Source organism: Actinotalea subterranea, assembly GCF_008364845.1.
Lineage (GTDB): Bacteria > Actinomycetota > Actinomycetes > Actinomycetales > Cellulomonadaceae > Actinotalea > Actinotalea subterranea.
The window spans coordinates 163,649-186,920 of sequence record NZ_VTTP01000003.1; the positions used below are offsets into that span (position 1 = coordinate 163,649).

Consider the following 23,272-nt stretch of genomic DNA (forward strand, 5'->3'; position numbering starts at 1 on the left):
AACGCTCCAGGATGCCCGTTCGCCACTCCCCTGTCGCGCACGCTCCGCAGTGCGGGCATTTGTCACGGCGAGAACGGGGGCGACCGCGCCGGGAATGGACCCGGCGTCCGGCGTCGTTCTGCCTGACATGCCACTGACCGGGAAGTACGCACCGAGCACGTCCGACTGGGCCCGCACCCAGGCCGAGGGTTTCGAGGCGTCCGGCGGCGCCGAGTTCAACACCCTCCGGGGCGTCCCCATCATCGTCATGACGTCCGTGGGCGCGCGGAGCGGGAACCTGCGCAAGACGCCGCTCATGCGCGTCGAGCACGACGGCGAGTACGTCGTCGTCGCCTCCAAGGGAGGGGCACCCACGCACCCCACCTGGTACCACAACCTCGTCGCCCACCCCCGGGTCGAGCTCCAGGACGGGGCCGTGCGCAAGGACTACGACGTGCGCGAGCTGTCCGGCGACGAGCGGGCCGTGTGGTGGGAGCGGGCCGTCGCCGTCTGGCCGGACTACGCGACCTACCAGACGAAGACGACCCGCCTCATCCCGCTCTTCCTGCTCACGCCGGCGACGGACTAGCGGCCACCCCCACCACCCATCTCGCCGCCGCTCGCCTCGGTGCTCGCGGTGACGGTCCCCAGGCTCGTCGCACCGGCGTGGTCGCCGTCGAGGCTGATGCCGCCGACGACGGTCCCGGAGACGGTGCCTCCGCCGAAGACCTCGTAGCTCTCGCCCCCGACCACCTCCGGCGTCACGACCACGAGGCTCTGGAACTGCTTGGTGGACTCGAAGGAGAGGACGGTCGCGCCGCCGCCGTCCACGACGTGCACCACCGTCCCGGCGCCCTGGACGGCCTCGAAGGTCAGCGAGAGCGCGCCCGCGGGAGCCATCGCCATGCCGACGCTGCCGGCCGCGACGAGCGTGACGCCCGAGGCCTCGAACGTGCCGTTCACGTCGATCGCCCCGTTCATGCTCTCGGTGGGACCGTTGACCACGACCGTGCCGCCCGTGAGCGTCGCGTCCCCGTTCGAGTCGAGGCCGTCACCGCCCGAGTCGACCGTGACGGTGCCGCCCGTGATCGTCAGGTGGTACTCGCCCGTCGTCGCGAACTCGTCGGCCGCACCGCCCTGGGCCTGCGGGCCGGCGGCGGCCGAGCTGTCGTTCCCACCGGCGACGTTGATGCCGTCGTCGCTCGCCGTGAGGTCGATCACGCCGTCGCTGATCGTGACTGTCGCGCCCTCCAGGCCCTCGTACGACTCGCTCACCGTGACCGTGCCGCCCGAGACCAGGACGTCGCCGTCGGCGTGGATGCCGTCGTCGCCCGTCGCGAGCGTCGTGGTGCCGCCCGAGACGACGACGTCGGTGAACGCGTCGATGCCGTCGACCCCGGCCGTGAGGTCGAGCGTCCCGCCGGTGACCGAGACGTAGCCCGCCGTCGGGTCCTCCTCGTCGGTGGACTTCACTGCGTCGCCGCCCGCCGTCACGGTCACGTCGCCGCCGTCGACCACGACGTAGTCCTTGCCGCGGATCCCGTCGTCGACGGCGTCCACCGTCACGGTGCCCGAGGCGATCACGAGGCCGTCCTTGCTGACGATCCCGTCGGCGCTGCGGCCGACGACCTCCAGGGTGCCGGTCCCTGCGATCGTGAGGTCCGCCGTCGAGAAGAGCGCCGCGTCGGGCTCGTCGGTCTCCGCATCCGGGTACACGTACGTCTCGGCGTCCGTGAGCGAGCTCGTGGTGCCGTCCGCGAGCACGACCATCACCTCGTCGGCGTCCGTCACGACGAGCGGTGAGGTGGTCGAGCTCGTGAGGTCGACCCCGTCGAGGACGAGCCGGACGATACCGTCCTCGGCAGAGCTCACGGCCACCTGACCGTCCTCGAGGGTCCCGCTCAGCCGGTAGGTGCCCGGGGCGGTGATGACGACGTCCGTGCCGTCGATCACGACGGCGCTGCTGCTCGACGACGCCGTGTCGCCCTCGAGCGTGATGGCGACCTCGTCCGCCTCGTCCCACTCGTGGTCGGCCGCGTCGTCGTGGTCCTCGGCGTGCTCCGCCGTCGTGCTCGCCGTGGACGTCGCGTCGGTCGTGCCGGTGGTGGTGGTCGTCCCGGTCGCCGCGCTGGTCTGGCCGCACGCGGTGAGCAGCAGTGCGAGGGCCAGCGGCACCGCGAGGTGGGCGGGTCGGGAGAAGGGCTGTGGACGTCTCATCGGGCGCTCCGGTCGTCGGGGTCCAGCCCGGCCGTGGGCCGGTGCTCGGTCGTGGGCACAGGTCTACGCAGCCGCACTGGACGGTCCCTACGTGCCCGTTGTGAGCCGGCTGTGCGTCAGGGCGGGGGGAAGGTGCGGACGGCGGGCTCCGACAGGCCGGCCCGGGGCACCGGGGGCGGGGCGAGGCGCGTACAGGGTCGGCGGCCAGACCGCGGCCAGGCCCGACGCACCGGCCGGCAGCGAGTGCAGGCACTCAGGGCGCGTGGCGCCGACGGGGCCGACCGGGCGAACTTTCGCCCACGATGGGGCTTTTCTGCCGGTATGAGGCCTAGTCTCGGGTGATGCGGGGAGGTGGTCGGCGATGATCGAGCTGCCAGAGGCCACGACGATGGCCGAGCAGATCCGACGGTCGCTCGCGGGAGCGATCGTGACCGAGGTCGAGGTCAACCGGACCCCGCACAAGATGGCGTTCTTCACCGGAGACCCCCACGCATACGCGGACCACCTCAAGGGCCGCCCCCTCACGGGCGCCGTCGCGCGCGGCGGGCTGATCGAGATCACGGTGGGCGACCACCAGCTCGTCCTCAGCGACGGCGCGTACCCGCGCCTGGTCGACCCGGACGAGGCGGTGCCGGACAAGCACCAGCTGGCCCTGGTGCTCGAGGACGGGGCCTCGCTCGTGGTGTCCGTCCAGATGTACGGCGGGATGTCCCTGCACCCGATCGGCGAGAACGACAACCCGTACTACCTCACGGCCGTCCGGGCGCCCTCCCCCCTCGGCCCGGCGTTCGACGACGCCCACGCCTCCCGGCTCCTCGCCGCGCCCGGCGTGGACCGGTTGTCCGCGAAGGCGTTCCTCGCGACCGAGCAGCGCATCCCCGGGCTCGGCAACGGCGTGCTGCAGGACATCCTCTGGTTCGCGCACGTCCACCCGAAGCGCAAGATGGGCACGCTCGACGGGCGCGAACGCGCCGAGCTGTTCCACTCCGTGCGTCAGACGCTGCGCGAGATGACCCACCTCGGCGGCCGCAGCACCGAGCGCGACGCCCGGGGCAACGCGGGCGGCTACTCCGTCGTCATGGGCCGCACGACACGGTCGCTGCCGTGCGCCCGTTGCGGGTCACGCATCGTCAAGGAGGCCTACCTCGGAGGCGCCGTCTACTACTGCCCGGACTGCCAGCTGTAGGGCGCGCCTGCTCGGCGTCCAGACGTCGGGCGCTCACCGCAGCACGGCCTCGAGCACCGCGTCCGTCCGTGCGACGTCGAACGTCTCCATGAGCTCGAGCACCTCGGCGGGGCTCAGGCCCGGGTAGTGCACCGCGAGCTCGCGCTCGTCACTGACGGCACCGCCGGCCGGGCCACCGGTCCCGGCCGGACGACCGGTCCCGGCTGTGTAGCCGCGCCCGGCTGCGTCACCGCTCCCGGCCAGTCCACCGGCCGCGTCGTCCGCAAGGGCTCCCGAGGCGCGCCTACCGGCCGCGTCCTGCGAGCGGGGACCCGGCGGGCCGCCTGCGCCGGTACCGGCCGCACGGTCCGCGAGGGCTCGGGCGAGGCCGACGAGCGGCTCGTAGCTCCACACGGTCGCGAGGTACTCGGGCGGGCACGCGCGCCGGCCGGCGAGGACGCGCGCCCGCCCCGCGCCGTCGACCACCTTCTCGAGCCGGACCAGGTGCTGCCACCCGACGCCGTACCGGTAGTGCAGGCGGTCGCCCGGCACCAGGAGGACGTCCCGCACGCGGACGACGCCCGCCGACCATGGCTCGTCAACCAGATCGTCGAACGGCCCGTCCGCGCCCTCGGCCCCGCGCTCCTCGCGGCGCCACGCGTCGAGCACCTGCGCGGGCAGGATGCGTTGCCGGTACGGGTCCCGGCAGCTCGTGCCCAGGCTGAACTCCCGTCCGGCCCTGCCTGACCAGCCCATGGCGACGTCGAGGACGACCGCGAGCTCGTCGAGCGTCAGGTCGCAGGGCACCTCCACGCGTCGCCAGATGCGCAACCGGGTACGGAGCAGGCGGACGTGGAGGCGGAAGGTCAGGGGCGGGTGTCCAGGCACGCGACCATCGCATCAGCGGGGGCCGACACCGAGCTCCGGCAGGGACCCTCGCCTGTGGACGGAGGCCGTCGGCCGCGCAGCCGGCCGGTCCGGGACCCAGTGGGTCGCAGGCGTCAGTCGCCAGGCGCGGGCCGACCGCCGGCGCCGACGCCGTCAGCCGGCTCGCCCCGCCAGAGGTCCCACAGGGGGAACATCGCGCTCGACGTGATGAGGCCGACGACGGCCACGAGCACCACGGGCTCGAGACCGGTCGCTCCCGGGACGTCGACGACCCGCAGCAGGAGCGTCAGGCCCACGACCACCACGGCCGTCGTCCCCATCGTCAGCATCACCGCGCCGAGCCGTCTGCCGCGCGGGAAGAGCGCGCGGGCGGCGACGACGAGGCCGATCACCCAGACGAGCACCGCGAGGCTTGCGCCCGCCATCGCCCCGAGGATGACCCCGGCGAGGTCGGACCAGGCGTCGCCGTCGGACGAGGCGGTGAACAGCCAGATCGCGAGCGCGCCGAGCACGATCCCGGCGACCAGGCCCGCGAGCGCGGCCACGACCGGACCCGCGACGAGGCGCACGGTCCGGGCGGTCCGGGCGGTCCGGGCGGTCACGATGCGCCGTCCGGCGTCGTCCGGGACGGACGTCGGGCGCCCGACCCGGCCTCGGGCACCCGGCCACCCACCGGGCCCGACCCGACCTCGGGCACCCGGCCACCCACGGGGCCCGACCCGGCCTCGGGCGTCGAGTCCGACCCGGCCTCCGGCACCGGGCCACCCACCGGGACCGACTCGACCTCGGGCGCCGGGCCCGGCACCGGGTCAAGCCTCGCGTGGAGCACGGCCGCGAGCGCCGCGCCCGCGAGGTAGGCGACGAGATCGACCGGCGCGAACGTCGTCCCGAGCAGGTACCGGAAGGGAGCCCAGGCGTCGACGAGCTCGGCAGGGACGGACGTGAGCTGCGCGAGCTCGACGGCCGCGCACCAGGCGAAGGCCCCGGCCCCGAGGGTACGAGGCCGCACGCGGGGGGCGACGAGCGCCAGGAGGAGGTACACGAGGACGGCGTACAGGCCGTCGCCCAGCAGGTCCGGCGCCGTTCCCTTGAGGCGGGTCGTCGCGAGGCCGAGCGCGACGGTGACGAGGAGCGCCACCGCGAGACGCGCGCGCCGCGCGCCGAGACCGTCCGGCGCGGCGGTCGCCCCACGCACGCCCCGCGTCCGACCCCCCGCGCGTCCGATCATGACCCGAGCCTAGGTGTCGCCCTGCCCGACGCCGCCGACCCCGCGCCGCAGTGCCGCAGTGCCGCAGCGCCTCGGCCTGACGGTCGAGACCCCACCGGGGGGCTCGCCGTCTCACCCAGTGACCCCGATCACACCGAAACTCCTGCCCTTCCACGCACGAACCGCCCAAAGGTCCCAGGAACACCACCCCAGCCAGACGTAATGCTTCGGCAAAGCCCGTGCCCACGGTGATCCCGATCAGCACGACGGCGAGAGCAAAGGAGCTCGAGACCTTCCCCTGGTTCGACCGAGGAGCTGACAGTGAGCCGACCCTTTGCCGGCATGGCACCCACCAGCGCAGTGCTGCCCGACGTGGCCCTGCCCGACGCCGTGCGCACCACGCTCGAGAACGCGAGGTCCGTCGTCGTGCCCTCGTCGCGGGCCGAGCTGTACGCGCTGGCCCTGGGCCCGGACGGCGGCCCCCGGTTCACGGTCGAGTACGACGTCGACGGCACGATGGTGCCCGAGGCCGACGTGGTGCGCTGCCGCAACGGCCTCGCGGTGAACTACCCCGAGGACTACATGCGCCGCCGGGACCCCGACTGCATGCGCATCGCCGACGACCTGCCGACGGACAAGCCGCGCTACCGCGACGTCTTCGGCACGGAGTTCGCCGACGTCAAGGCGGAGACGCTCGACTGGCTCGCCGGGCAGGACCTCGTCGTCGTGCCCTACAAGGCCGGCGGCCCCACGTACGGCTACCCGTCGGTCGCGATCTGCCCGGTCAACGCCGCGTTCTTCATGGTCGCGCTCGTCGACCTCCAGGGCTGGGTCACGTTCGAGGAGCTCGGGCCGTTCGCGCCCCGCTCGATCCTGTACGTCGCGCCGCCGTTCCGGCACACCCGGTTCGGTGGTCGGCAGGTCGTCGTGCACGACCGCACCGATTCCCTGCACGAGCTGTTCGCGTACAACCTGTACCCGGGGCCCAGCGCCAAGAAGGGCGTGTTCTCGGTGCTGCTCGACATCGGCGAGCGCGAGGGCTGGCTCACCGCGCACGCCTCGTCGGTGCGCGTCACGACGCCGTACGAGAACGAGACGATCGTGATGCACGAGGGCGCCTCGGGCGGCGGCAAGTCGGAGATGTGCCAGGAGATCCGCCGCCAGGACGACGGCCGCATCCTGCTCGGCACGAACGTCGTCACCGAGGAGCCCTACTTCATCAACCTCGGCGAGACGAGCAAGCTCGCACCCGTCACCGACGACATGACGCTGTGCCACGCGTCGCTGCAGAACAGCGCCGGGCGGCTCGTCGTGACGGACGCCGAGGACGGCTGGTTCGTGCGCGTCGACAACCTCACCGAGTACGGCGAGGACGTGAACCTCGAGCGCGTCGTCATCCACCCGGCCGAGCCCCTCGTGTTCTTCAACATCCAGGGCATGCCCGACGCCACGGCGCTGCCGTGGGAGCACACGCTCGACTCGACCGGCAAGCCGTGCCCCAACCCTCGCGTCGTCGTGCCGCGCCGGCTCATCAAGGGCGTCGTCAACGAGCCCGAGGAGGTCGACGTCCGCACGTTCGGCGTGCGCATGCCCGCGTGCACGCGCACCGCGCCGAGCTACGGGATCATGGGGATGACCCACATCGTCCCGCCGTCGCTCGCGTGGCTGTGGCGCCTCATCGCCCCCCGCGGGGACAAGAACCCGTCGATCGGCGAGAGCGCGGGTGCCGCGGCCGCCATCGCGCACGGCGGCATGATCTCCGAGGGCGTCGGCTCCTACTGGCCGTTCTCGACGGGCACCAAGGTCGCGGCCGCGAACCTGCTGCTGCGTCAGCTCGTCGACGCGTCGCGCACCCGGTACGTCCTGACGCCCAACCAGCACATCGGTGCGTACCGCGTCGGGTTCGCCGCCGAGTGGCTCACGCGCGAGTACCTGGCCCGCCGCGGCGCCGGGCGCATCCGCCCCGAGCACCTCGTGGCGTCGCGCTGCGCCCTGTTCGGCTACACGCTGCGTGAGATGAAGATCGACGGCCAGCTCATCCGGCCCACGTTCCTGCGGCCCGACAAGCAGTCGCAGGTCGGCGAGGCCGCGTACGACGCCGGGGCGAAGATCCTCACCGACTTCTTCAAGAGCGAGCTCGCGCAGTACCTGACCGACGACCTCGACCCGCTGGGCCGGCAGATCATCGAGGTCTGCCTGCGCGACGGGACGATCGAGGACTACGTCGCGCTGACACCGCTCGCAAGCTGAGCACGACGACGCGGCCGCCGGGGAGGCCCCCGGCGGCCGTGACCGCCGTCAGCCCATGCGCTCGACGGGAAGGTGCTGCGCCCACCAGCGCAGCACGTGCTCGAGCCGCACGACGCGGTGGCGCGGGCGGCCGGAGCGCGTGAGCTCGTGCCCCTCGCCCGGGAAGAGCAGGAGCTCGGCCGGGACGCCGCGGCGCTTGAGCTCGACGAACCACCGCTGACCCTGCTCGACCGGGCAGCGCCAGTCGTTCTCCGAGTGGATGACGAGCGTGGGCGTGCGGACGTCACCGACGTGCGCCATGGGTGACTGCGCGGCCAGCGCCGCAGCACCCTCGGGGGTCGCCGCGTCCCCGAGGTACCCGAGGCCGAAGAACCAGCCGATGTCGCTCGACCCGACGAAGCTCACCGGGTCGAGGAACCCGCGCTCGACGATCGCCGCAGCGAACCGGTGGGTGCGCGTCGTCAGCCAGGCCGTCATGTAGCCGCCGTACGAGCCGCCCATGACGCCCACCCGGTCGGCGTCGAGGCCCAGAGCGCTGTCCGCCAGCGCGGCGTCGAGGAGCGCGAGGACGTCGTCGGCGTCGACCGTGCCGAACGCGTGGCGGATCGCCGAGCCGTGCGTCGCCCCGTAGCCCGCCGAGCCGCGCGGGTTCCCGTAGACGACGGCGTAGCCCGCCTCGACGAGGGTCTGGACCTCGTCGAACAGGGCGTGCGTGTACTGCGCGAACGGCCCGCCGTGGACCATCAGGATCGTCGGGACCGGCCCCGCGCCGGGCGCCGACGCGGGCAGCGCGACCCACCCGTGCACCGGGTAGCCGTCGGGCGCGGTCGCCGTGAGCTCGCGCGGGAGGTGGAGGCGCCCCGTCGAGCGCAACGCCGCGGACAGGTCCGTGAGGCGGCGCTCGCCCGCGGAGAGGTCGAGCGCGAGGACGTCGCCCGCCGAGTCGGGGCCCGCGACGCTCGCGACCACCACGGTCGAGCCCGGGCGGGCGTCGGCGCCGAGCACCACGAGGGGCCCGTCGACGAGGGTCCGGCCCTCGACCGTCTCCGCCGGGCCCGCAGGCCGGTGCGCGGCGGGCAGCGCGACGAGCACGACGGCGCCTCGCCGCTGATCGGCGACGAGCACCTCGTCGCCGGCGTCCACGAGGATCCCGGGCACGAGGTCGACGGTCTCCGGGTCGGTGTGGCGCACGGGCACGACGCCGGGGGCTGCGCCCGCCTCACCGGCCGCGGGCGGAGCGAGCACCGCGCCGAGGTCGAGCGAGAACAGGCCCGTCTGCGCGGCGACGAAGTCCTTGCCGCCCGGCCCCTGGTCGCTCGCGAGCAGCCACAGGGTCCGGCCGTCCGCCGAGGGGCGGACGGCGTCGACGCTGAGCCGCGACCCGGCGGCCGCGTCCGTGAGGGGCACGAGGGGCGCGCGAGGCGCAGCAGCCGGAGCGTCGACGAGCACCGCGTCCCGACGCAGGTCCTCGTCGCGGCCCGCGTGCACGGCGCTGATCGCCACGAGGCGCTCGCCGCCGGGCAACCACTCCGCGCCGCTCACGTCCTCGGCGTCGGGCGTGAGGTCCACGGCCGTCGGCAGCTCGCCGGGGGTCGGGTCCTGCGGCACGTCGAGCACGAAGACGTGCTGGGGCCGGTCGCGGAAGAAGCCCAGGTTGTCGCCGCGGTACGTGAACGTCGTGATGTGCCGGGGCGGCTCCGCGCCGGCGTCCTCGCCGGGGACGTAGCGGCCCTCCTCGGGCACGCGGGCGAGGAACGCGAGGCGCGTGCCGTCCGGCGAGAAGCGCGGCGCCGACGCCCCGAGCGGCGCGTCCGTGAGGGCGACGGGCTCCCCACCGGCGGCCTCGACGACGTGGACCTGGGGCTTGCCGCGCCGCTCGGCGCGCAGGAAGGCGATCCAGCGGCCGTCCGGGGACCACACGGGCGACGTGTCGCGGTGGCCGCGCGTGAGGCGCACGGGCGGGTGCGACCCGTCCGTCGGCATGCGCCAGAGCTGCCCGGCGTACTCGTCGGAGTCGAGGTCCGGTGCGGTCACGGCGACGACGACGGTCGTCCCGTCGGGGCTGAGGGCTGGGGTTCCGGGGGTGCGCAGGAGCGCGACGTCAGCAGGGATCACGCGACGAACCTACGCCCGCGCGGCACCCACCCGGGCACGCCACGGGCTGACCTCCGAACCGTCACCTGGGCGCAACAGCGAGGACATGTGCGGCTCGTAGCGTCGGCCCATGGACAGCGGCGTCGGACCCGTGCACGCCCCCGGGCGATGCCCGTGATCGAGCACGTCGACCCGTTCATCGGCACCGAGGTCACGGCCCTCGCCCCGCCGTCGGGCCTGGCCGCGACGTGGTGGTGGCCCAAGCCCCAGGTCGGCAACACGCACCCCGGCGCCACCTACCCGCTCGGCATGGTCTCCGCGTGCGCGTACTCGGGCGCGTACCCGACGGGCTACGGCCGGCACGACCTCTCGACCGAGGGGGTGCCCGCGCCGCTGCACACGGGGCTCGTGGCCTCCGGGTTCACGCACTTCCAGCAGTCCGGGACGGGCGCGATCCGCAAGTACTACAACTACTTCCGGGTCACACCGATGCTCCAGCCGCTCGACGCGCTCGGCGAGCTGTGGGAGATCGAGGACGAGCGCGCGGAACCCGGCTGGTACGCGGCGACCCTCGCGGGCATCCGGTGCGAGGTGACCGTCGGGCCCAAGAGCGCCGTGCACCGGTACACGTTCCCCGGGCACCGGGACGCCCGCCTCGTGATCGACGCGTCCCTGGGCGGCCTCGCGATCCCCTACGGGCGCACCGTGCCGCTGCGCGCCCACCTGCACTCGCTCGCGCCCGGCGTCGCGCAGGGCGAGATCGTCGTCGAGGGCGCGCCGCTCGCCGTCCACGTCGAGTGCGACGCCGCGTCGTGGCGGCAGATGCTCTGGTACGACCGGCGGCTCATGCCGGGTGGCACGCGCCTCGACTTCGACCACATCCGCCCCACCACGCTGCGCCCCTTCGGCCTCATGTGGGCGGGGCCGACCGAGCCCGGACAGGTCGTCGAGCTGCGGTTCGGGTTCTCGCTGCGCGGCGTCGAGCAGGCCCGCCAGAACCTCCGCGCGGACTGCGGCGAGGCGGCGTCGGGCACCTCCACGTTCGACGTGCGGAGAGCCGCGACCGCGCAGACGTGGCGCGAGCACCTCGGCAAGGTCACGGTCGACACGCCCTCGACCGACCGCCAGACCGTGTTCTCGACCGCGCTCTACCACTCGCTCGTCAAGCCGTGCCTCGCACCCGACGAGAGCCCGTTCTGGCCCGCGGGCGGCGCGTTCGCGTTCGACATCTCGACGATGTGGGACATCTACCGCACCCAGCTCCCCCTGCTGACGACGCTCCTGCCCGAGCGCGCGGTCGAGCTCGCGCAGGCACTGCTCTACATCTGCGAGGAGGAGGGCAACCTGCCCATCGGCTACCGCATGGCCCGCGGCGCCGACCAGTTCACGCGGCAGGCGAGCGCCCTCGCGCACACCTTCTTGGCGGATCTGTGCCAGCTGGGGCTCCCGGGCATGGACTGGGACTGGGCCCTGGTGCACATGCACAACGACCTGCGGCGCACGTACGGAGAGGACTTCCTCCTGCGCGGCGAGGCGCACCCCATCAGCCACACGCTCGACCTCGCGTTCGGGTACTGGTGCACGTCACGGGTCGCACAGCACCTGGGCGACCGCGCGCTCGTCGAGCAGTTCGCGCCGCTCGCCGGCCGGTGGGTCAACGCGTTCGACCCCGCGGACGGGCTCCTCAAGGACTCCACGTACTACGAGGGCGGCAAGTGGAACTACTCGTTCCGGCTGCTCCACGACATGGCGGCGCGCATCGACCTCGCGGGCGGCGACGACGCCTTCGTCGGGCTCCTCGACCGGTTCTTCGGGTTCGGGGCCGACACCGTCACGCAGCCGGGCGTGCGGCCGTCCGTCGAGGAGATGGCACGCGGGTACGCCCTGAACCGCTTCGAGGGGCTCAACAACGAGCCCGACATGGAGGCGCCCTGGGCCTACCAGTACGCGGGCAGGCCCGACCGGACCGCCGACGTCGTGCACGCCGTGCTGCACCACCAGTTCGGCACGGGACGGGGTGGGCTCCCCGGAAACGACGACTCGGGCGGCCTGTCCTCCTGGTACGTGTGGGCGTCGCTCGGCCTGTTCCCCGTGGCCGGCCAGAACCTCGTGCTGCTCAACGCGCCCGCCTGGCGCGAGTCCCGCATCGAGGTGGGTGACGCGGTGGTGACGGTCGAGACCCGCGGGTTCGTGGAGCCCGAGCCCGACGCCCCCGCGCAGCACGTGCAGGGCGTGACCCTCGACGGCGTCCCGCTCGACCGCACCTGGCTCACCGGCACCGAGCTGCACCGGGGCGCACGTCTCCTCGTCGACCTCGGCCCGACGCCGGGCGGGGGGTCCGCTCGCCGACCGCCGTCGGCCTCCACGGAAGGACCGCGATGACCGCACCGCACCGACCCCGCAACCGCCTCGTCATCATCGTGCGAGCGGACCCCGTGATCTGCGGCCACGCGGGCGAGGCAAGGCACCTCGCCGAGGCCGCCCGCGAGCGGGGATACGACGACGTGCGCATCGTCACCTGGCCCGTCGAGCGCCTGCGTGAGGCCGGGCTCCCCCTCAAGCCCCTCGACCGCGTGCTCCCCTACAGCGAGGGCATCACCGTGGAGCGGCCCGGACCCGTGGGCGACTACAAGGTGCCCGACGGCCGGTACCTCGCGGGGCTCACGGGGCGCCTCGTCGAGCTCTTCACCGACGGTGTGCCGACGCTCTGCCTGTCGCTGTACCTGAGCCCGCACGCCGTCGCCGTCGCCGACGCCGTGCGCGTCGCCGAGAGCACCGGGCTCACCGTGGACGTCACGACGGTCGCGGAGGCCGTCGGGTCCGACGTCACGAACGTGGTGCGCTCGTGCGTCGAGGAGGGGCGCTTCGGTGCCGCGGCCCACGTCCTGTCGAGCTACCTGAGCCACGACGTGTGCCTCGCCGTCTCCGCCTACACGCGCGACCTCATCATCAGCGAGGCCGAGGCGGTCGACGCCAGGCACGGCACGACCTTCGCGGCCCAGTGCCGGGCGCGGGTCGAGATCTCCTACCCGGCAGTCGACGTGTCGAGCCTCGTGGACCTCGACCCGCAGGAGACCCGGCGGGCGCTCGCGCGCCGCGGCCTCGAGCCCGACGGGTACGCGCTCTTCCTGTCCCGGCTCAGCCCTGCCAAGGGAGTCGACGACCTCATCGCCGGGTACGCGCGCAGCCGCGCGGCGGACCACGTGCGGCTCGTCGTCGCAGGCAACGGGCCCGAGGCCGGTCGGCTGCGGGCGCTCGCGGCGGCGTCCCCGCGCGCCGACCGGATCACGTTCCTCGACGACGTCGACGACGCCGAGAAGCCGCACCTCATGGCCGGCTGCGCCGCCTACGTGCTGCCGAGCAAGCCCCTCCCGGAGTTCGTCGAGACCTTCGGGATCGCCCTCGTCGAGAAGATGCTCGCGGGCGGCGGGCCCGTGATCACCACGCAGACGGGTGGCATCCGCGAAGCCGTCGGGGACTGCGCGACGTTCGTGCCCGTCGAGGACCCCGGGGCGATCGCGGCGGCGCTCGACCACCTGGTGCTGGAGCTGGCCCCGGGCGAGCGGGCGCGGCTCGAGGCGCGTGCCCGGGAGCACGCGCTCAGGTTCGACCGCGGCGTCGTCTTCGACCGCATCGAGGCGCTCGCGCGCGCGGGGAGCCGAGCGCGCCTGCGCGTCGTGCGGGGGTGAGCGGCGCAGCGCCCGACCCCGCCGCCTGACCGTGGTGACGGGCCGAGGCCGGGGCGGCGGGGTCGGGACGGAAGGGTCCGGGCTTCGTCAGTCCGCGACGTGCGCGACGACGCGCCCGGTGACCTCGTGCCGGCGCAACCGGTCGATGCCCTCGGGGATCTCCTCGAACGTGATGACCGTGGTGCTCGGCCGGACCGCACCCGACGCCAGGAGGTCGTAGCAGGCCGCGACGTCGGCCTTGGTCCCGCCGTTGCTGCCGAGCACACGCGCCTGCTTGAGGATCATGTCCATGGTGTCGAGCGTGAGCTGGAGCTTGCCCATGCCGACGAGGACGACCGTGCCGTCGCGCCGGATCGCCTTGACGGCGTTCGCCGTCGTCGTGCCGAATCCCGCGTAGTCGACCACGAGGTCGAAGTCCTGCCCGGCCCATTCGGCGGCGTCGTGCACGACACCCGTGGCACCGACCTCGTGGGCGAGCGGCCACACGGCGTCGTTGACCTCGGCGACGTGGACCTCGCAGCCCGTGACGACGGCGACGCGTGCCCCGACCTGCCCGAGGCCGCCCAGGCCGATGATGCCGACCTTGTCGCCCGCCTTCGCGCCGCCGATCGTCATGAGCGCGTGGTACGCCGTCATGCCGGCGTCCGTACCGAGGGCCGCGAGCTCGAACGACAGGCCGTCGGGCATCCGCACGAGGTCGCCCGTGCTGACCCGGTGCTGGAACGAGAAGCCGCCGTCGCGCCCGTAGCCCGGTGAGACGCCGCTGTCGCCGGTCGGGCACACGCCGACCCGGTCGCCGACAGCCCAGTCGGTCACGTCGGGGCCGACCGCGCGGATCACGCCCGCGATCTCGTGGCCCATCGTGATCGGGCGGTTCGGGATCATGCCCAGCCAGCCCTCGTCGTCGAGCACGCCGACATCCGAGTGGCACAGCCCCGCGGCCTTGACGTCGAGGACGACCTCGCCCGGTCCGGGCGTCGGCTCGGGGATCTCGTTGAGCACGAGCGGCTCGTGGGTGGTGGTGAACTGCCAGGCCTTCATGGCTGACCTCCACGGCGGCGCGGACGACGCACCGTTGATCCCGCGCGGGCCCGACGTGTCCACCGGAGCCCGTGGACCGTGCCGACGCTGGCACGTGTCCCTCCCACTGTGATCCCGGTGGCCCGGGCGCGCCAGGACGTTGGTCCTCTTCGGGCGCGCGAGGCCGACGAGGGGCGCCCGGCGCCTGCGGGCCTGCTGCGTGGCCGACGCCGTTCCCGGCGGGGAGCACCGGCGGTCGCCGTAGAGTTCCGCGCGTGAGGCAGCTGACGACCGACGTCCTCGCCGCCGCGACCCTCTTCCTCGGGTTCGTGGTGGCCGACGTCAGCGGTGTGCGCGCGCTCGGCGCCGTGGTGCTCGTGGGAGGCCTCGCCTGGTGCGTCCTGCGCGAGGTCCACAGAACCGCATGGTGGCGCCTCGTCGTCGTCGCGCTGATCGGCGTCGGGTGCTTCGTCGCGGCGCACCTGCTCGCGGACGCGCTCGGCGGGTACCCGGCCGCGGGCCTCGCAGCGGTCGCCCTCGGCCTCGGAGCGCATCTCCTCGTCGTGCGCGCGGGTGGAGCTGCCCTCTCGGGTGGGACGACGCGCGCGTCGGACCGCCCGACGACGGAACCACGGCCGCGCTGAGCAGGGTCGCGACGCCTCACCTGAGACCGGCGCCACCCGGGTGGAACCTTCCGGGACCCCGCTGCGTGTTGGGGGTGTGACTGCGACAGAGGCCGCCTCGGCGCCGACGAAGGGCGACCAGGTGAGCGAGCCTCGACCCGGGGACGACTGGCTCGTGGTCACGACGGACGCCACGTACGAGGAAGAGTTCGTGGCGTTCATCAAGGCGGCACGTGACCCGCTGTACCGGATGGCCTACCTGCTGTGCGGTGACCACCACCGGGCCGAGGACCTCACCCAGCAGACGTTCGAGCGGACATGGCGGTCCTGGCGCACCGCCCGACGCGGTGACCCGCTGGTCTGGGCACGCCGCATCCTCGCCAACCTGCGTGTCGACACGTGGCGGCGCACCCGGCGGGAGGTCCTCAGCGGGTTCGACCCGCCGGCTTCTGGCGCGACCTCGGCGGCGACCGGGGTCGTCGACGACAGGGACGCCGTCGTCCGCGCGCTGCTGCTCCTGCCCGTGAAGCAGCGTCGTGTGGTCGTCCTGCGGCACCTGCTCGAGCTCAGCGAGGCGGAGGTCGCCGCTGAGCTCGGCATCCCGGTCGGCACGGTCAAGAGCAGCGCCGCGCGGGGGCTCGCGCGTCTGCGACACACCATGGACGAGTCAGGAACGGAGCTGTCATGACGGTCTCGGACGACGAGTTCTCGGCGCGGCTGCGGTCCGCGGCGAGCCTGGACGCCCTGCACTCGGGCCTCAGTGCCGAGCGGGTGCTCGCCTCCAGCCGGCGGGCGCGGCGGCGTCGAACCGCGGGGCTCTCGGCGGTGACGGCCGTGGTGGCGCTGGCCGTCGTCGCGGTCGGGGCCGGCTGGACTGGCGTCGACGGCGGGGCGGAGCCGGTGCCGGCGGCGGCCCCGCTCCTCGGCATCCTGCCCGTCGCCGCCGTGGGCCACGGCTGCGCCGAGGTGCCGGTCCCCGGGTTGTCCGACCCGGACCAGGTGGTCCCGACCGACCGGTGGGGCTCGTTGGCACCCGTGGCCGGGATCCTTCACCTCGTCGACGACCGCACGCCGGAGTACGCCGTGGTCACCTCAGGTCCGGCCGTGTGCGACGCGGTCCCCGTCGCCGTGCTGCACGACGAGGACGGGCAGCGGGGCGTGGTCGTGTACCGCGACGTGACCGAGCCGTTCCGGGGCATCACCGACCTGGACGAGGCCACGGTGCTCGGCCACCCGGCCGACGTGCTGAGCCCGCCCGCCGGGCACCACTACGTGTCCTGGACCGACGACGACGGCGTCCGATGGTTCGCCGAGGCCGCCGGGCTGAGCGTCGAGGAGCTCGCCGAGACCTTGACCGCGTCACTCGACGACACCGGGCTGGCCACCGTGCCCGAGGGGTTCGAGTCCGTGCCGGTCCCGGAGCACGAGCCCGACGGGACCGTCTACCGGTGGGCCGTCCAGTACGAGGCGGGCGGGTACACCTACCTGGAGGTGACGAGCCCGGCGCGTGCCCCCGTGGAGGCCCGGGCGGCGTGGCCCGGGGAGCAGCAGTACACGACGGTCGGCGACGCCGCGGCCGTGTACCTGCCGGACGAGCAGGGCGGCGCCGGCATCCGCTGGAACACCGCTGAGGCCAGCTACCGGCTGGTCATCGCCGGCGCGGACCTCACCGAGCTGCGCGAGACCGCCGAGCGCCTCGAGCCCGTCACGCCGGACGACCCCCGCCTGCCGGTGCCGTAGGTCGAGAGCGCGACCTGGATCGGGCCCGCGCTGGTGTGCCGTGTCGAGGGGCGGCGCGCCGCCAGACCGAGGTCACTGTCGGCACTGACCGGACCGAAGCATCACCACGACCACCGCCGGCGTCGCCGTCGCCGTCGCGAGCCTTGCACTCGACACGCTCCCGATATATCGTGATGCTGTCGAGAAAGGACACCATCATGCGCAACCATGACCACTTCACCCAGCCGGAGCACCACGAGCGCCACTTCCGCCCCGCGTGGCCCGACGGACCGGGCGACGGGCCCGACCCCTTCGCCGGCGGACGCGGCGGGCCCGACCCGTTCTCGGGCGGACGCGGCGGACCGCACCGCGGGCACCGTGGCGGTCCGCCCATGGGAGGCCCCCGTGGCTTCCGAGGCCCGGGCGGCCACCGAGGACGGGGCCGCGCCCGCGGCGACGTCCGCTCCGCGATCCTGCTGCTCCTCGACGAGCAGCCGCGACACGGGTACGAGCTCATCCAGGAGATCGCCGAGCGCAGCTCGGGCTCGTGGACGCCCAGCCCCGGGTCGGTCTACCCGACGCTCCAGGCACTCGAGGACGAGGGACTCGTCACGATCGAGAGCATCGAGGGGCGCAAGACCGCGTCTCTCACGCCCGCGGGCAGCGCGCACGTCGAGGAGAACCGTGACCGCCTCGGGACGCCGTGGACGGTCGACGGGGAGGACCACGGGCCGGCCCTCGCGTTCCGCGAGGAGTTCCTCGCGCTGCGCGACGCCGTGCGGCAGGTCGCGCGCGTCGGGTCCCCAGCCCAGCACACCGCTGCGGCGACGGCGATCGCCGCAGCACGCAAGGAGCTCTATCGACTCCTCGCGCAGGACACCTCCGACGACATCTGACGCGCCGACGCGGGCGCCGGCCCGCGGGGGCGCGGCCTCGGGGACCGGGCCGAGGCGTGAGGAAGCCGGCCCGCGCCTGCGCCGCCTCGCGGAGCCGGCCGACGCGGGTGGAAGCCGGCCCGCGCGAGCGCCTCCTCGGGGAGCCGGCCTACGCGGGTGGAAGCTGGCCCGCGCGAGCGCCGTGTTCAGCAGTCTCCTAGACCTGCTGGGTGACGGCGTCGGCGATGGCACCGACTGCAGAGGAGTCTTGATCGACCCCGGGGTCGGTGTTCATCATCGCCACCACCACCGTGCGCCTGTCCAGGTGCACTCTGGCCACGCCTTGGAAGCCCTCGCCCCAGCCGTGGGTCTGCACGACCGTCTCCGCGCCGTGACGCAGCAGGAACGCACCGAGCGCCGCGTACCCCACCGCGCCTGGAGCAGTCCACAGAGCACGGGCACTCTGTGCGCTGAGAACGCCGTGGCTCTGGTGCCAGGAGCCGAGGAGGTCGACCAACAGCGTCGCGAGCGCCGTCGGGGTGGCCCACAGCCCGGCGGCGGCGAGCCCCGGGTACAACGGCCGCTCGTGGCGCACCACCCGCCCGTCGGCGTCGTGCCCGACAGCGGCAGCGTCCCCGACCAGGCGGTCTCTCTGGACTGCTGGCGAGCCAACCTCAGCGGTGGCCCACGCGGTCGCCTCAGGGTGCGCCAGGCCAAGCGGCTCGAGCACCAGCTCGTCCACGACAGCGCTGTAGGGGCGTCCCGTGACGGCTCGCACGACCTGCTCGAGCACGCAGAATCCGGCATCGGAGTACGCGAACGACTGCCCGGGCGAGCTCGTGGCCACCACCGGTCCGGCGTGGTGCGCGGTCTCGCCCCGCAGGAGGGCCGCGACGTCCCACACGCGCCCAGGGTCCGACGGCGCGAAGGAGTCCGGGGGGTCAACGATCCCGCCCTGGTGGGACAGCAGGTGAGCGGGCGTGACCCGTTCCCCGGGTGGACGCACCATGCTCCAGCCACTCGACCCAAGCATGTCGTCGACGTCGGCGTAGAGGTCGAGGGCCCCGTCTTGCCAGAGCCGCACCACCGTCACGGCGGCCACGAGCTTGCTCATCGAGCAGGCGTGGAGAAGCGTCTCGGGTGTGAGCGTTCTGCTGGTGCGAGCGTCCGCCACCCCGACCGCCGCGGCGTCGACCACGGCGCGACCGGGGCCGGCGACTGCCACGCTCAACCCGCTCACAGGCTGCTCACCGCGCAGGCTCTCGACCAGCGCGCGTGCAGTCGGCGCGGTACTGCCCGGAGCGGTCCTTGACATGATCGAACCGTACAGCTGCGTCCCGACAGCGGTGCAGCGCCGGGGTCTGGAGCGCATGCGCTGCCGAGGCCCTGACCAGCGTGGTCGCAGCCCCGGGCGGCCCGCATCGCCGACCGCCCTCAGGCCACCACCGGCCCCACCGCACGCCCCAGCGACCGCCGGCATCGGCGACACGCACCTTGTTCCTCAGCCTCCGAGCCAGCGGATGCGCGCGAGACGGCCCGCAGGTACGAGCCGCAGGCGCGAGCCGAGGCACGAGCCGCAGGCACGAGCCGCAGCCACGAGCCGCAGGCGCGAGCACACCCGCGAGACGGGTCTCTCCACTCGCTACCCCGTCAGGTCCAGCTCTGGCTGCGCCGCATCTCCGGGTGAGTCGGCTGCGAGCGGCGCCGCCCTCGCGAGTGCCGTGACTCCCGCGCCCGACGCCATGCCTCCTCGACCGGCGCCCGACGCGGCGCCACGTCCGCCGACGTCGCCCTCCGCGTCACGTCCACCGACGCCACGTCCCGCGCCGCGTGAACCGTCAGCGGGGGCGCCCGCGGGCGCACCGCCGTCGCCCGAGGTCGGCCCGTCATCCAGCGAAGTGCCGTCCCGTCGAAAGAAGCGCCAGGCCCGTCGCGGGTCGCTGCGGATGACGACGCCGCGGCGGTGGACGAGGTCGTGGTGGAACCAGCACAGGAGGATCCCGTTGCGGATCGAGGTGACGCCGCCCTGCAACCAGGGCACGACGTGGTGCACCTCGCCGAGCGTCGGCGGCGCACCGCACCCGGGGTAGCGGCAGGACCTGTCACGCGCGATGACCGCGCGGCGCTGCTGGCCCGAGTACGTGCGCTGCGCCCGCCCGACGTCGAGGACGTCTCCCCGCGGCCCGAACACGATGCGGGAGATCTCGCTGTCGCACGCGATCCGTGCCAGGAGCGAACCGGGCACCGGGCGCCCGTCGTCGAGCTGCGCGACGAGGCTCACGTCCGCGCTGCCGTCCGCACCCCCGTTCGCCGACCCGTCAGCCGGACCGTCCAGGTGCGTCGCCTGGAGCCGGAGCAGCGCCTCCCACGACACGTGCACGCTGATGTGCGGCCGCACCTGCTGACCGCCGCCCGCGAGGCCGCGGTCCAGCACGATGCGGGCCGCGTCCACGAGCGCAGCCGCCTGACGCTCCTCGCGGCTCCGCTGGTCGCCGACCGAGGGCACGCCTGCGACGGCGCGGAGGGCGGTCGCCAGAGCGTGGCCGTGCTCCGCTGTCAGGAACCCCTGGAAGGCGACGCCGTCGTCCTTGCGGGAGAAGGTCAGGTGCTCCTTGGCGCACGCCTGATCGTGCTCGCGCTCGGCCGCGTCGGCGTCGACCCGTGTGGCCCACCTCTGGACCTCGCGCCGGTACTCGTCCACCGGGAGCGCCTTCGCCCGCTCGACGAGGTAGGCCTCGTTGCGATCAGGCGCGCCGCTCGCGAGAGCGGCCCGACGCGCGTCGGACGTCGGCCCGAGCCTGGCAAGGACCTGGGCGTGCTCGAGCGTCACTCCGCCGACGGAGATCTCCTGGGCCGTCGCGGGCAGGTCCTCGTCGAGCGCGCGACCGAGGGTGACCTCGCGCCTGACCGCACCGTAGGAGGCGAGCTCCTGGCAGGCCATCCAGTCGGGGAACGTCCGGCTGCCACTCGTCGCCCACCGGCCGTCAGCCTCGACACGGGCGAGCACGCGGGCGGCGAAGGCCTGCAGCTTGTCGCTCGCGCGGCGCATGTCCTGGTGCAGTGCGGGGCCGTTCAACCCGTCCACGCCCTCGAGGTCGAGGGTTGTGAGCGCATCGATCTCGGCGCACACGCGGCGGACCAGGGTCGCGACCGAGGCCTCCGGAATGCCCCCTGCCGCCGGACCGGCCGGACCCGGCGAGCCGGCACCCGACACCGCGCCCGTGGGCGTAGTCAGCGTGAGCGTCGGCCCCGTCCCCGCCATCACTCACCCCCGACACTCGACTTCGAACAACTGTACGAAGCGGACGTGGGTGGACGAGAAGAGGGACCGTCCCCTGTGGACGCGATGTGGACGAGGCTGTGGATGGCGATGGTCATGCCTCGGTCCCATGCTGGAGATGCCGGCTCCGGAGGAGCCGACATGGGGCGACCCGCTCCCCTGCCGCTCCGACTGCGAGTGCTCCGTGCGCCACAGCCAGGCCCCAGCTTCCCGCACCCCCAGGCCCCGGCGCCCAGGACCCCGGCAACCCCCCGGACACCCCGCGCCCCGCCCGGCGTGACACCGGGCGGGGCGGGATGGCCACCCGGCCGTGTCCGCGGCCGAGCAGCTCCGTGACGTCCAGCCCGCACCGGAGGCGCACGCTCGGCCGTCACCGACCCGGTCGTGTCCGCGACCGGGTCATCGGGGTCAGGTCATCGCCCTCACCGCAGCGACCTGACCCGCACGTCCACGTCGGCGACCTCGCCGGCACGGACGCGTACGTGGGTCGAGGAGGTGCCTGTCGCACCCTCCTCGACGACCTGGACCCGGTACCGGCCGGGCGCGAGGTCCACGGCCCCGAACCAGCCGGACCCGTCGGTGCGCACCACGACCGGCTCCCCCGGCGTGCGGCCCACCGGGTGCAGCACGACGTCGACCTGGTCGGCGACGCCCCCGTGGCGCACGTCGACGTTCCCGGAGAGCAGGCCCGTCGTCGGCTCCGTGCGCCACGTCATCTCGGGCACGACGACGTCGTCCGCGAACACGCCTGACCGCAGCGCCTGTGTGAGCTCGGCGCGCTCGGCGTCCTTGACGTCCTGACCCGCGGGCGTGGCGGTCAGCGACGGGTTGGCGTACGAGTAGCCCATCCACCCGTCGAGCCCGAGGGCGACGACCTGCTCGGCCTGCGCGACGGAGTCCTCGACCTCGTTGAGGTACAGCGCCGGACCGCTCACCACGTGCCGGCCCGCGCGGTAGTCGACGAGGGCCTGGTTCCACTCGGCGAACATGCGCGCCTGGTCCAGGTTCCACTCGCGCTTGTAGTTCATGGCCGTGACGGTGTCGACGATCCCCTCGTCGAGCCAGCCCTTCCAGTCCTGCATCACGTTGGCGTAGGGGCGGCTCGCCTCGAAGCTGCCGTACGTCGCGGGGCCGTAGGAGTACGTGATGCCGTTGATGCTGAGCCGGTCGCTCGGGTCGACGCCGTACATCGCGACGTAGACCTTGCGCACGAGTGCCGACACCTGGTCACGCCGCCAGTCGCTGAACTGCGCGTCGTCGGGCGCCGGCACGTCGGTGCGGCCCGTCTCGGCGGCGAAGCGCGCGAGCGACGTCTCGGAGTAGCCCCAGTCGTTGACGAGCTCGCCCGTGTTGTAGTCGGGGTACCGGATGTAGTCGAGGTTCACGCCGTCGACGTCGTACGCCGCCGTGATCGAGGCGACGGCCTCGGCGACGTAGTCGACCGCGGCGGGGTGCGCGGGGTCGATGAACGCGTTCGCGCCGACGAGCTCGGTCCCGTCGACCCGCTTGTTGAGCCAGCGGTCCGCGCCCTGGGCGGACGGGCCGTGCGCGTTGAAGGCGTGCTCGGGCGACGTCGGGGGCGTCGCGGAGTTCCACAGGGTCGTGGCGTTGACCCACGCGTGGACCTCGAGGCCGGCGGCGTGGCCCTGCTCGACGATCTCCGCGAGCGGGTCGTACGGCGCGGGGGCGATCGCCGCGTCGGTGCGCGGGTAGAGGGCGTCGTTGCAGAAGCAGTCGAAGCGGCGGCCCACCTGCACCACGAGCACGTTCGCCCCGAGCGACGTGGCGTCGGCGACGAGCGTCGCGACCTGGTCCGCGTCGTAGATGCCACGGTTGAACGCGTCCACCCAGTAGCCGCGCCACTGCTCGTCGCCGGACGGCGGCGTCACCTCGGCCGCGCTCCCCACCTCGGCGTCCGGCTGTGCCGCGGCGGCCTCGTTCGCCACCTCCCCCGCCAGCGGCGGCGCCGCAACCGCCTCGCTCGCCGGGTCCGCCACCTCGGCGGCGGCGGGTGTCGCCGTCGCGAGCGCGGGTAGGAGGGCCAGGCCGGCCAGGACGGCGATCGGTCTGCGCATGTGTCTCATCGGTCGTTCCCCCAGGTTCTCGTGCCCTGTTCCGCACCGGACATCGGTGTCCGCCGCGGTCCTGCACCGGCTGGTCGCCGCAGTCGCGCGCGGTGACGTCCCGGTCGCCCTGTGCCGTTGTCCCCCGCTGCGTCCTGCCACCCCGGACCGCCTGCCCGGGCGACGAGCGCCCCCGCCTCCGC

18 protein-coding genes are annotated in these 23,272 nt (G+C 73.9%); 9 read left to right on the plus strand and 9 right to left on the minus strand.

The window, feature by feature from the left end; genetic code table 11:
- Positions 1-127: 127 nt before the first annotated feature.
- Positions 128-568 (plus strand): nitroreductase family deazaflavin-dependent oxidoreductase, encoded by a 441-nt coding sequence (locus tag FZ988_RS06625; protein ID WP_149203235.1) that lies wholly within the window; start codon positions 128-130, stop codon positions 566-568.
- Here FZ988_RS06625 and FZ988_RS06630 read toward each other — a convergent pair.
- Positions 565-2,196: a carbohydrate-binding domain-containing protein gene (locus FZ988_RS06630; protein ID WP_149203236.1), complete on the minus strand. Its 1,632-nt coding sequence runs from the start codon at positions 2,194-2,196 to the stop codon at positions 565-567. The genes FZ988_RS06625 and FZ988_RS06630 overlap by 4 nt on opposite strands.
- A 361-nt stretch (positions 2,197-2,557) precedes the next feature.
- Here FZ988_RS06630 and FZ988_RS06635 point away from each other — a divergent pair, with 361 nt between their 5' ends.
- Positions 2,558-3,382 carry a DNA-formamidopyrimidine glycosylase family protein gene (locus FZ988_RS06635; RefSeq protein ID WP_149203237.1) on the plus strand — a complete coding sequence of 275 codons (825 nt, stop codon included), beginning with the start codon at positions 2,558-2,560 and terminating at the stop codon, positions 3,380-3,382.
- 33 nt (positions 3,383-3,415) lie between these two features.
- On the opposite strand, the gene FZ988_RS06640 is transcribed toward FZ988_RS06635, so the two are convergent.
- From FZ988_RS06640 to FZ988_RS18715, 3 genes are all read right to left on the minus strand, one after another.
- A complete protein-coding gene (locus FZ988_RS06640; protein ID WP_149203238.1) occupies positions 3,416-4,249 on the minus strand; it encodes a plasmid pRiA4b ORF-3 family protein in 834 nt (277 codons plus the stop codon).
- Positions 4,250-4,362: 113 nt separating this feature from the next.
- Positions 4,363-4,851, minus strand: a complete 489-nt coding sequence (locus FZ988_RS06645) for a hypothetical protein (RefSeq protein WP_149203239.1) — start codon at positions 4,849-4,851, stop codon at positions 4,363-4,365.
- Positions 4,848-5,477, minus strand: a complete 630-nt coding sequence (locus FZ988_RS18715; RefSeq protein WP_223145052.1) for a DUF2809 domain-containing protein — start codon at positions 5,475-5,477, stop codon at positions 4,848-4,850. The genes FZ988_RS06645 and FZ988_RS18715 overlap by 4 nt, the downstream gene beginning before the upstream one ends.
- A gap of 321 nt (positions 5,478-5,798) precedes the next feature.
- Here FZ988_RS18715 and FZ988_RS06655 point away from each other — a divergent pair, with 321 nt between their 5' ends.
- Positions 5,799-7,706 carry a DUF4914 family protein gene (locus FZ988_RS06655; protein ID WP_149203240.1) on the plus strand — a complete coding sequence of 636 codons (1,908 nt, stop codon included), beginning with the start codon at positions 5,799-5,801 and terminating at the stop codon, positions 7,704-7,706.
- A 48-nt stretch (positions 7,707-7,754) separates the two neighbouring features.
- Here FZ988_RS06655 and FZ988_RS06660 read toward each other — a convergent pair whose 3' ends face one another.
- Positions 7,755-9,821, minus strand: coding sequence for a S9 family peptidase (locus tag FZ988_RS06660; RefSeq protein ID WP_149203241.1), 2,067 nt, complete (start codon positions 9,819-9,821; stop codon positions 7,755-7,757).
- A gap of 147 nt (positions 9,822-9,968) precedes the next feature.
- Between FZ988_RS06660 and FZ988_RS06665 the strand changes: the two genes are divergently transcribed.
- Positions 9,969-12,182, plus strand: coding sequence for a glycoside hydrolase domain-containing protein (locus FZ988_RS06665; RefSeq protein WP_246169279.1), 2,214 nt, complete (start codon positions 9,969-9,971; stop codon positions 12,180-12,182).
- Positions 12,179-13,489: a glycosyltransferase gene (locus tag FZ988_RS06670; RefSeq protein ID WP_149203242.1), complete on the plus strand. Its 1,311-nt coding sequence runs from the start codon at positions 12,179-12,181 to the stop codon at positions 13,487-13,489. The genes FZ988_RS06665 and FZ988_RS06670 overlap by 4 nt, the downstream gene beginning before the upstream one ends.
- An 87-nt stretch (positions 13,490-13,576) precedes the next feature.
- Here FZ988_RS06670 and FZ988_RS06675 read toward each other — a convergent pair whose 3' ends face one another.
- Positions 13,577-14,530 (minus strand): zinc-binding dehydrogenase, encoded by a 954-nt coding sequence (locus FZ988_RS06675; protein WP_149203243.1) that lies wholly within the window; start codon positions 14,528-14,530, stop codon positions 13,577-13,579.
- A gap of 254 nt (positions 14,531-14,784) precedes the next feature.
- On the opposite strand from FZ988_RS06675, the gene FZ988_RS06680 reads away from it, so the two are divergent.
- The 4 genes from FZ988_RS06680 to FZ988_RS06695 all read left to right on the plus strand — a co-directional run bounded on the left by FZ988_RS06680 (position 14,785) and on the right by FZ988_RS06695 (position 17,747).
- On the plus strand, positions 14,785-15,153 hold the full coding sequence (locus tag FZ988_RS06680; RefSeq protein ID WP_188079007.1) for a hypothetical protein: 369 nt from the start codon (positions 14,785-14,787) through the stop codon (positions 15,151-15,153).
- A 121-nt stretch (positions 15,154-15,274) separates the two neighbouring features.
- The gene (locus FZ988_RS06685; RefSeq protein ID WP_246169280.1) at positions 15,275-15,820 is read left to right on the plus strand and encodes a SigE family RNA polymerase sigma factor; all 546 of its coding nucleotides are present in this window, start codon (positions 15,275-15,277) and stop codon (positions 15,818-15,820) included.
- A complete protein-coding gene (locus FZ988_RS06690) occupies positions 15,817-16,872 on the plus strand; it encodes a hypothetical protein (protein WP_149203244.1) in 1,056 nt (351 codons plus the stop codon). The genes FZ988_RS06685 and FZ988_RS06690 overlap by 4 nt, the downstream gene beginning before the upstream one ends.
- A gap of 197 nt (positions 16,873-17,069) precedes the next feature.
- Positions 17,070-17,747: a PadR family transcriptional regulator gene (locus FZ988_RS06695; protein WP_149203245.1), complete on the plus strand. Its 678-nt coding sequence runs from the start codon at positions 17,070-17,072 to the stop codon at positions 17,745-17,747.
- A gap of 196 nt (positions 17,748-17,943) precedes the next feature.
- On the opposite strand, the gene FZ988_RS06700 is transcribed toward FZ988_RS06695, so the two are convergent.
- From FZ988_RS06700 to FZ988_RS06710, 3 genes are all read right to left on the minus strand, one after another.
- Positions 17,944-19,206, minus strand: a complete 1,263-nt coding sequence (locus tag FZ988_RS06700) for a serine hydrolase (protein WP_149203246.1) — start codon at positions 19,204-19,206, stop codon at positions 17,944-17,946.
- A 162-nt stretch (positions 19,207-19,368) separates the two neighbouring features.
- The gene (locus tag FZ988_RS06705; protein ID WP_188079009.1) at positions 19,369-20,856 is read right to left on the minus strand and encodes an HNH endonuclease signature motif containing protein; all 1,488 of its coding nucleotides are present in this window, start codon (positions 20,854-20,856) and stop codon (positions 19,369-19,371) included.
- A 572-nt stretch (positions 20,857-21,428) separates the two neighbouring features.
- Positions 21,429-23,081, minus strand: a complete 1,653-nt coding sequence (locus FZ988_RS06710) for a family 10 glycosylhydrolase (protein WP_188079010.1) — start codon at positions 23,079-23,081, stop codon at positions 21,429-21,431.
- Positions 23,082-23,272: the final 191 nt, after the last annotated feature.

Excerpts from the sequence above, each read along its gene's own strand:
- FZ988_RS06675 (WP_149203243.1), bottom strand. The coding sequence starts at position 14,530 with ATGAAGGCCTGGCAGTTCACCACCACCCACGAGCCGCTCGTGCTCAAC.
- FZ988_RS06635 (WP_149203237.1), top strand. The coding sequence starts at position 2,558 with ATGATCGAGCTGCCAGAGGCCACGACGATGGCCGAGCAGATCCGACGG.
- FZ988_RS06625 (WP_149203235.1), top strand. The coding sequence starts at position 128 with ATGCCACTGACCGGGAAGTACGCACCGAGCACGTCCGACTGGGCCCGC.
- FZ988_RS06695 (WP_149203245.1), top strand. The coding sequence starts at position 17,070 with ATGCGCAACCATGACCACTTCACCCAGCCGGAGCACCACGAGCGCCAC.
- FZ988_RS06710 (WP_188079010.1), bottom strand. The coding sequence starts at position 23,081 with ATGCGCAGACCGATCGCCGTCCTGGCCGGCCTGGCCCTCCTACCCGCG.
- FZ988_RS06700 (WP_149203246.1), bottom strand. The coding sequence starts at position 19,206 with ATGCCGGCGGTCGCTGGGGCGTGCGGTGGGGCCGGTGGTGGCCTGAGG.
- FZ988_RS06690 (WP_149203244.1), top strand. The coding sequence starts at position 15,817 with ATGACGGTCTCGGACGACGAGTTCTCGGCGCGGCTGCGGTCCGCGGCG.
- FZ988_RS06630 (WP_149203236.1), bottom strand. The coding sequence starts at position 2,196 with ATGAGACGTCCACAGCCCTTCTCCCGACCCGCCCACCTCGCGGTGCCG.
- FZ988_RS06670 (WP_149203242.1), top strand. The coding sequence starts at position 12,179 with ATGACCGCACCGCACCGACCCCGCAACCGCCTCGTCATCATCGTGCGA.
- FZ988_RS06655 (WP_149203240.1), top strand. The coding sequence starts at position 5,799 with ATGGCACCCACCAGCGCAGTGCTGCCCGACGTGGCCCTGCCCGACGCC.
- FZ988_RS06665 (WP_246169279.1), top strand. The coding sequence starts at position 9,969 with ATGCCCGTGATCGAGCACGTCGACCCGTTCATCGGCACCGAGGTCACG.
- FZ988_RS18715 (WP_223145052.1), bottom strand. The coding sequence starts at position 5,477 with ATGATCGGACGCGCGGGGGGTCGGACGCGGGGCGTGCGTGGGGCGACC.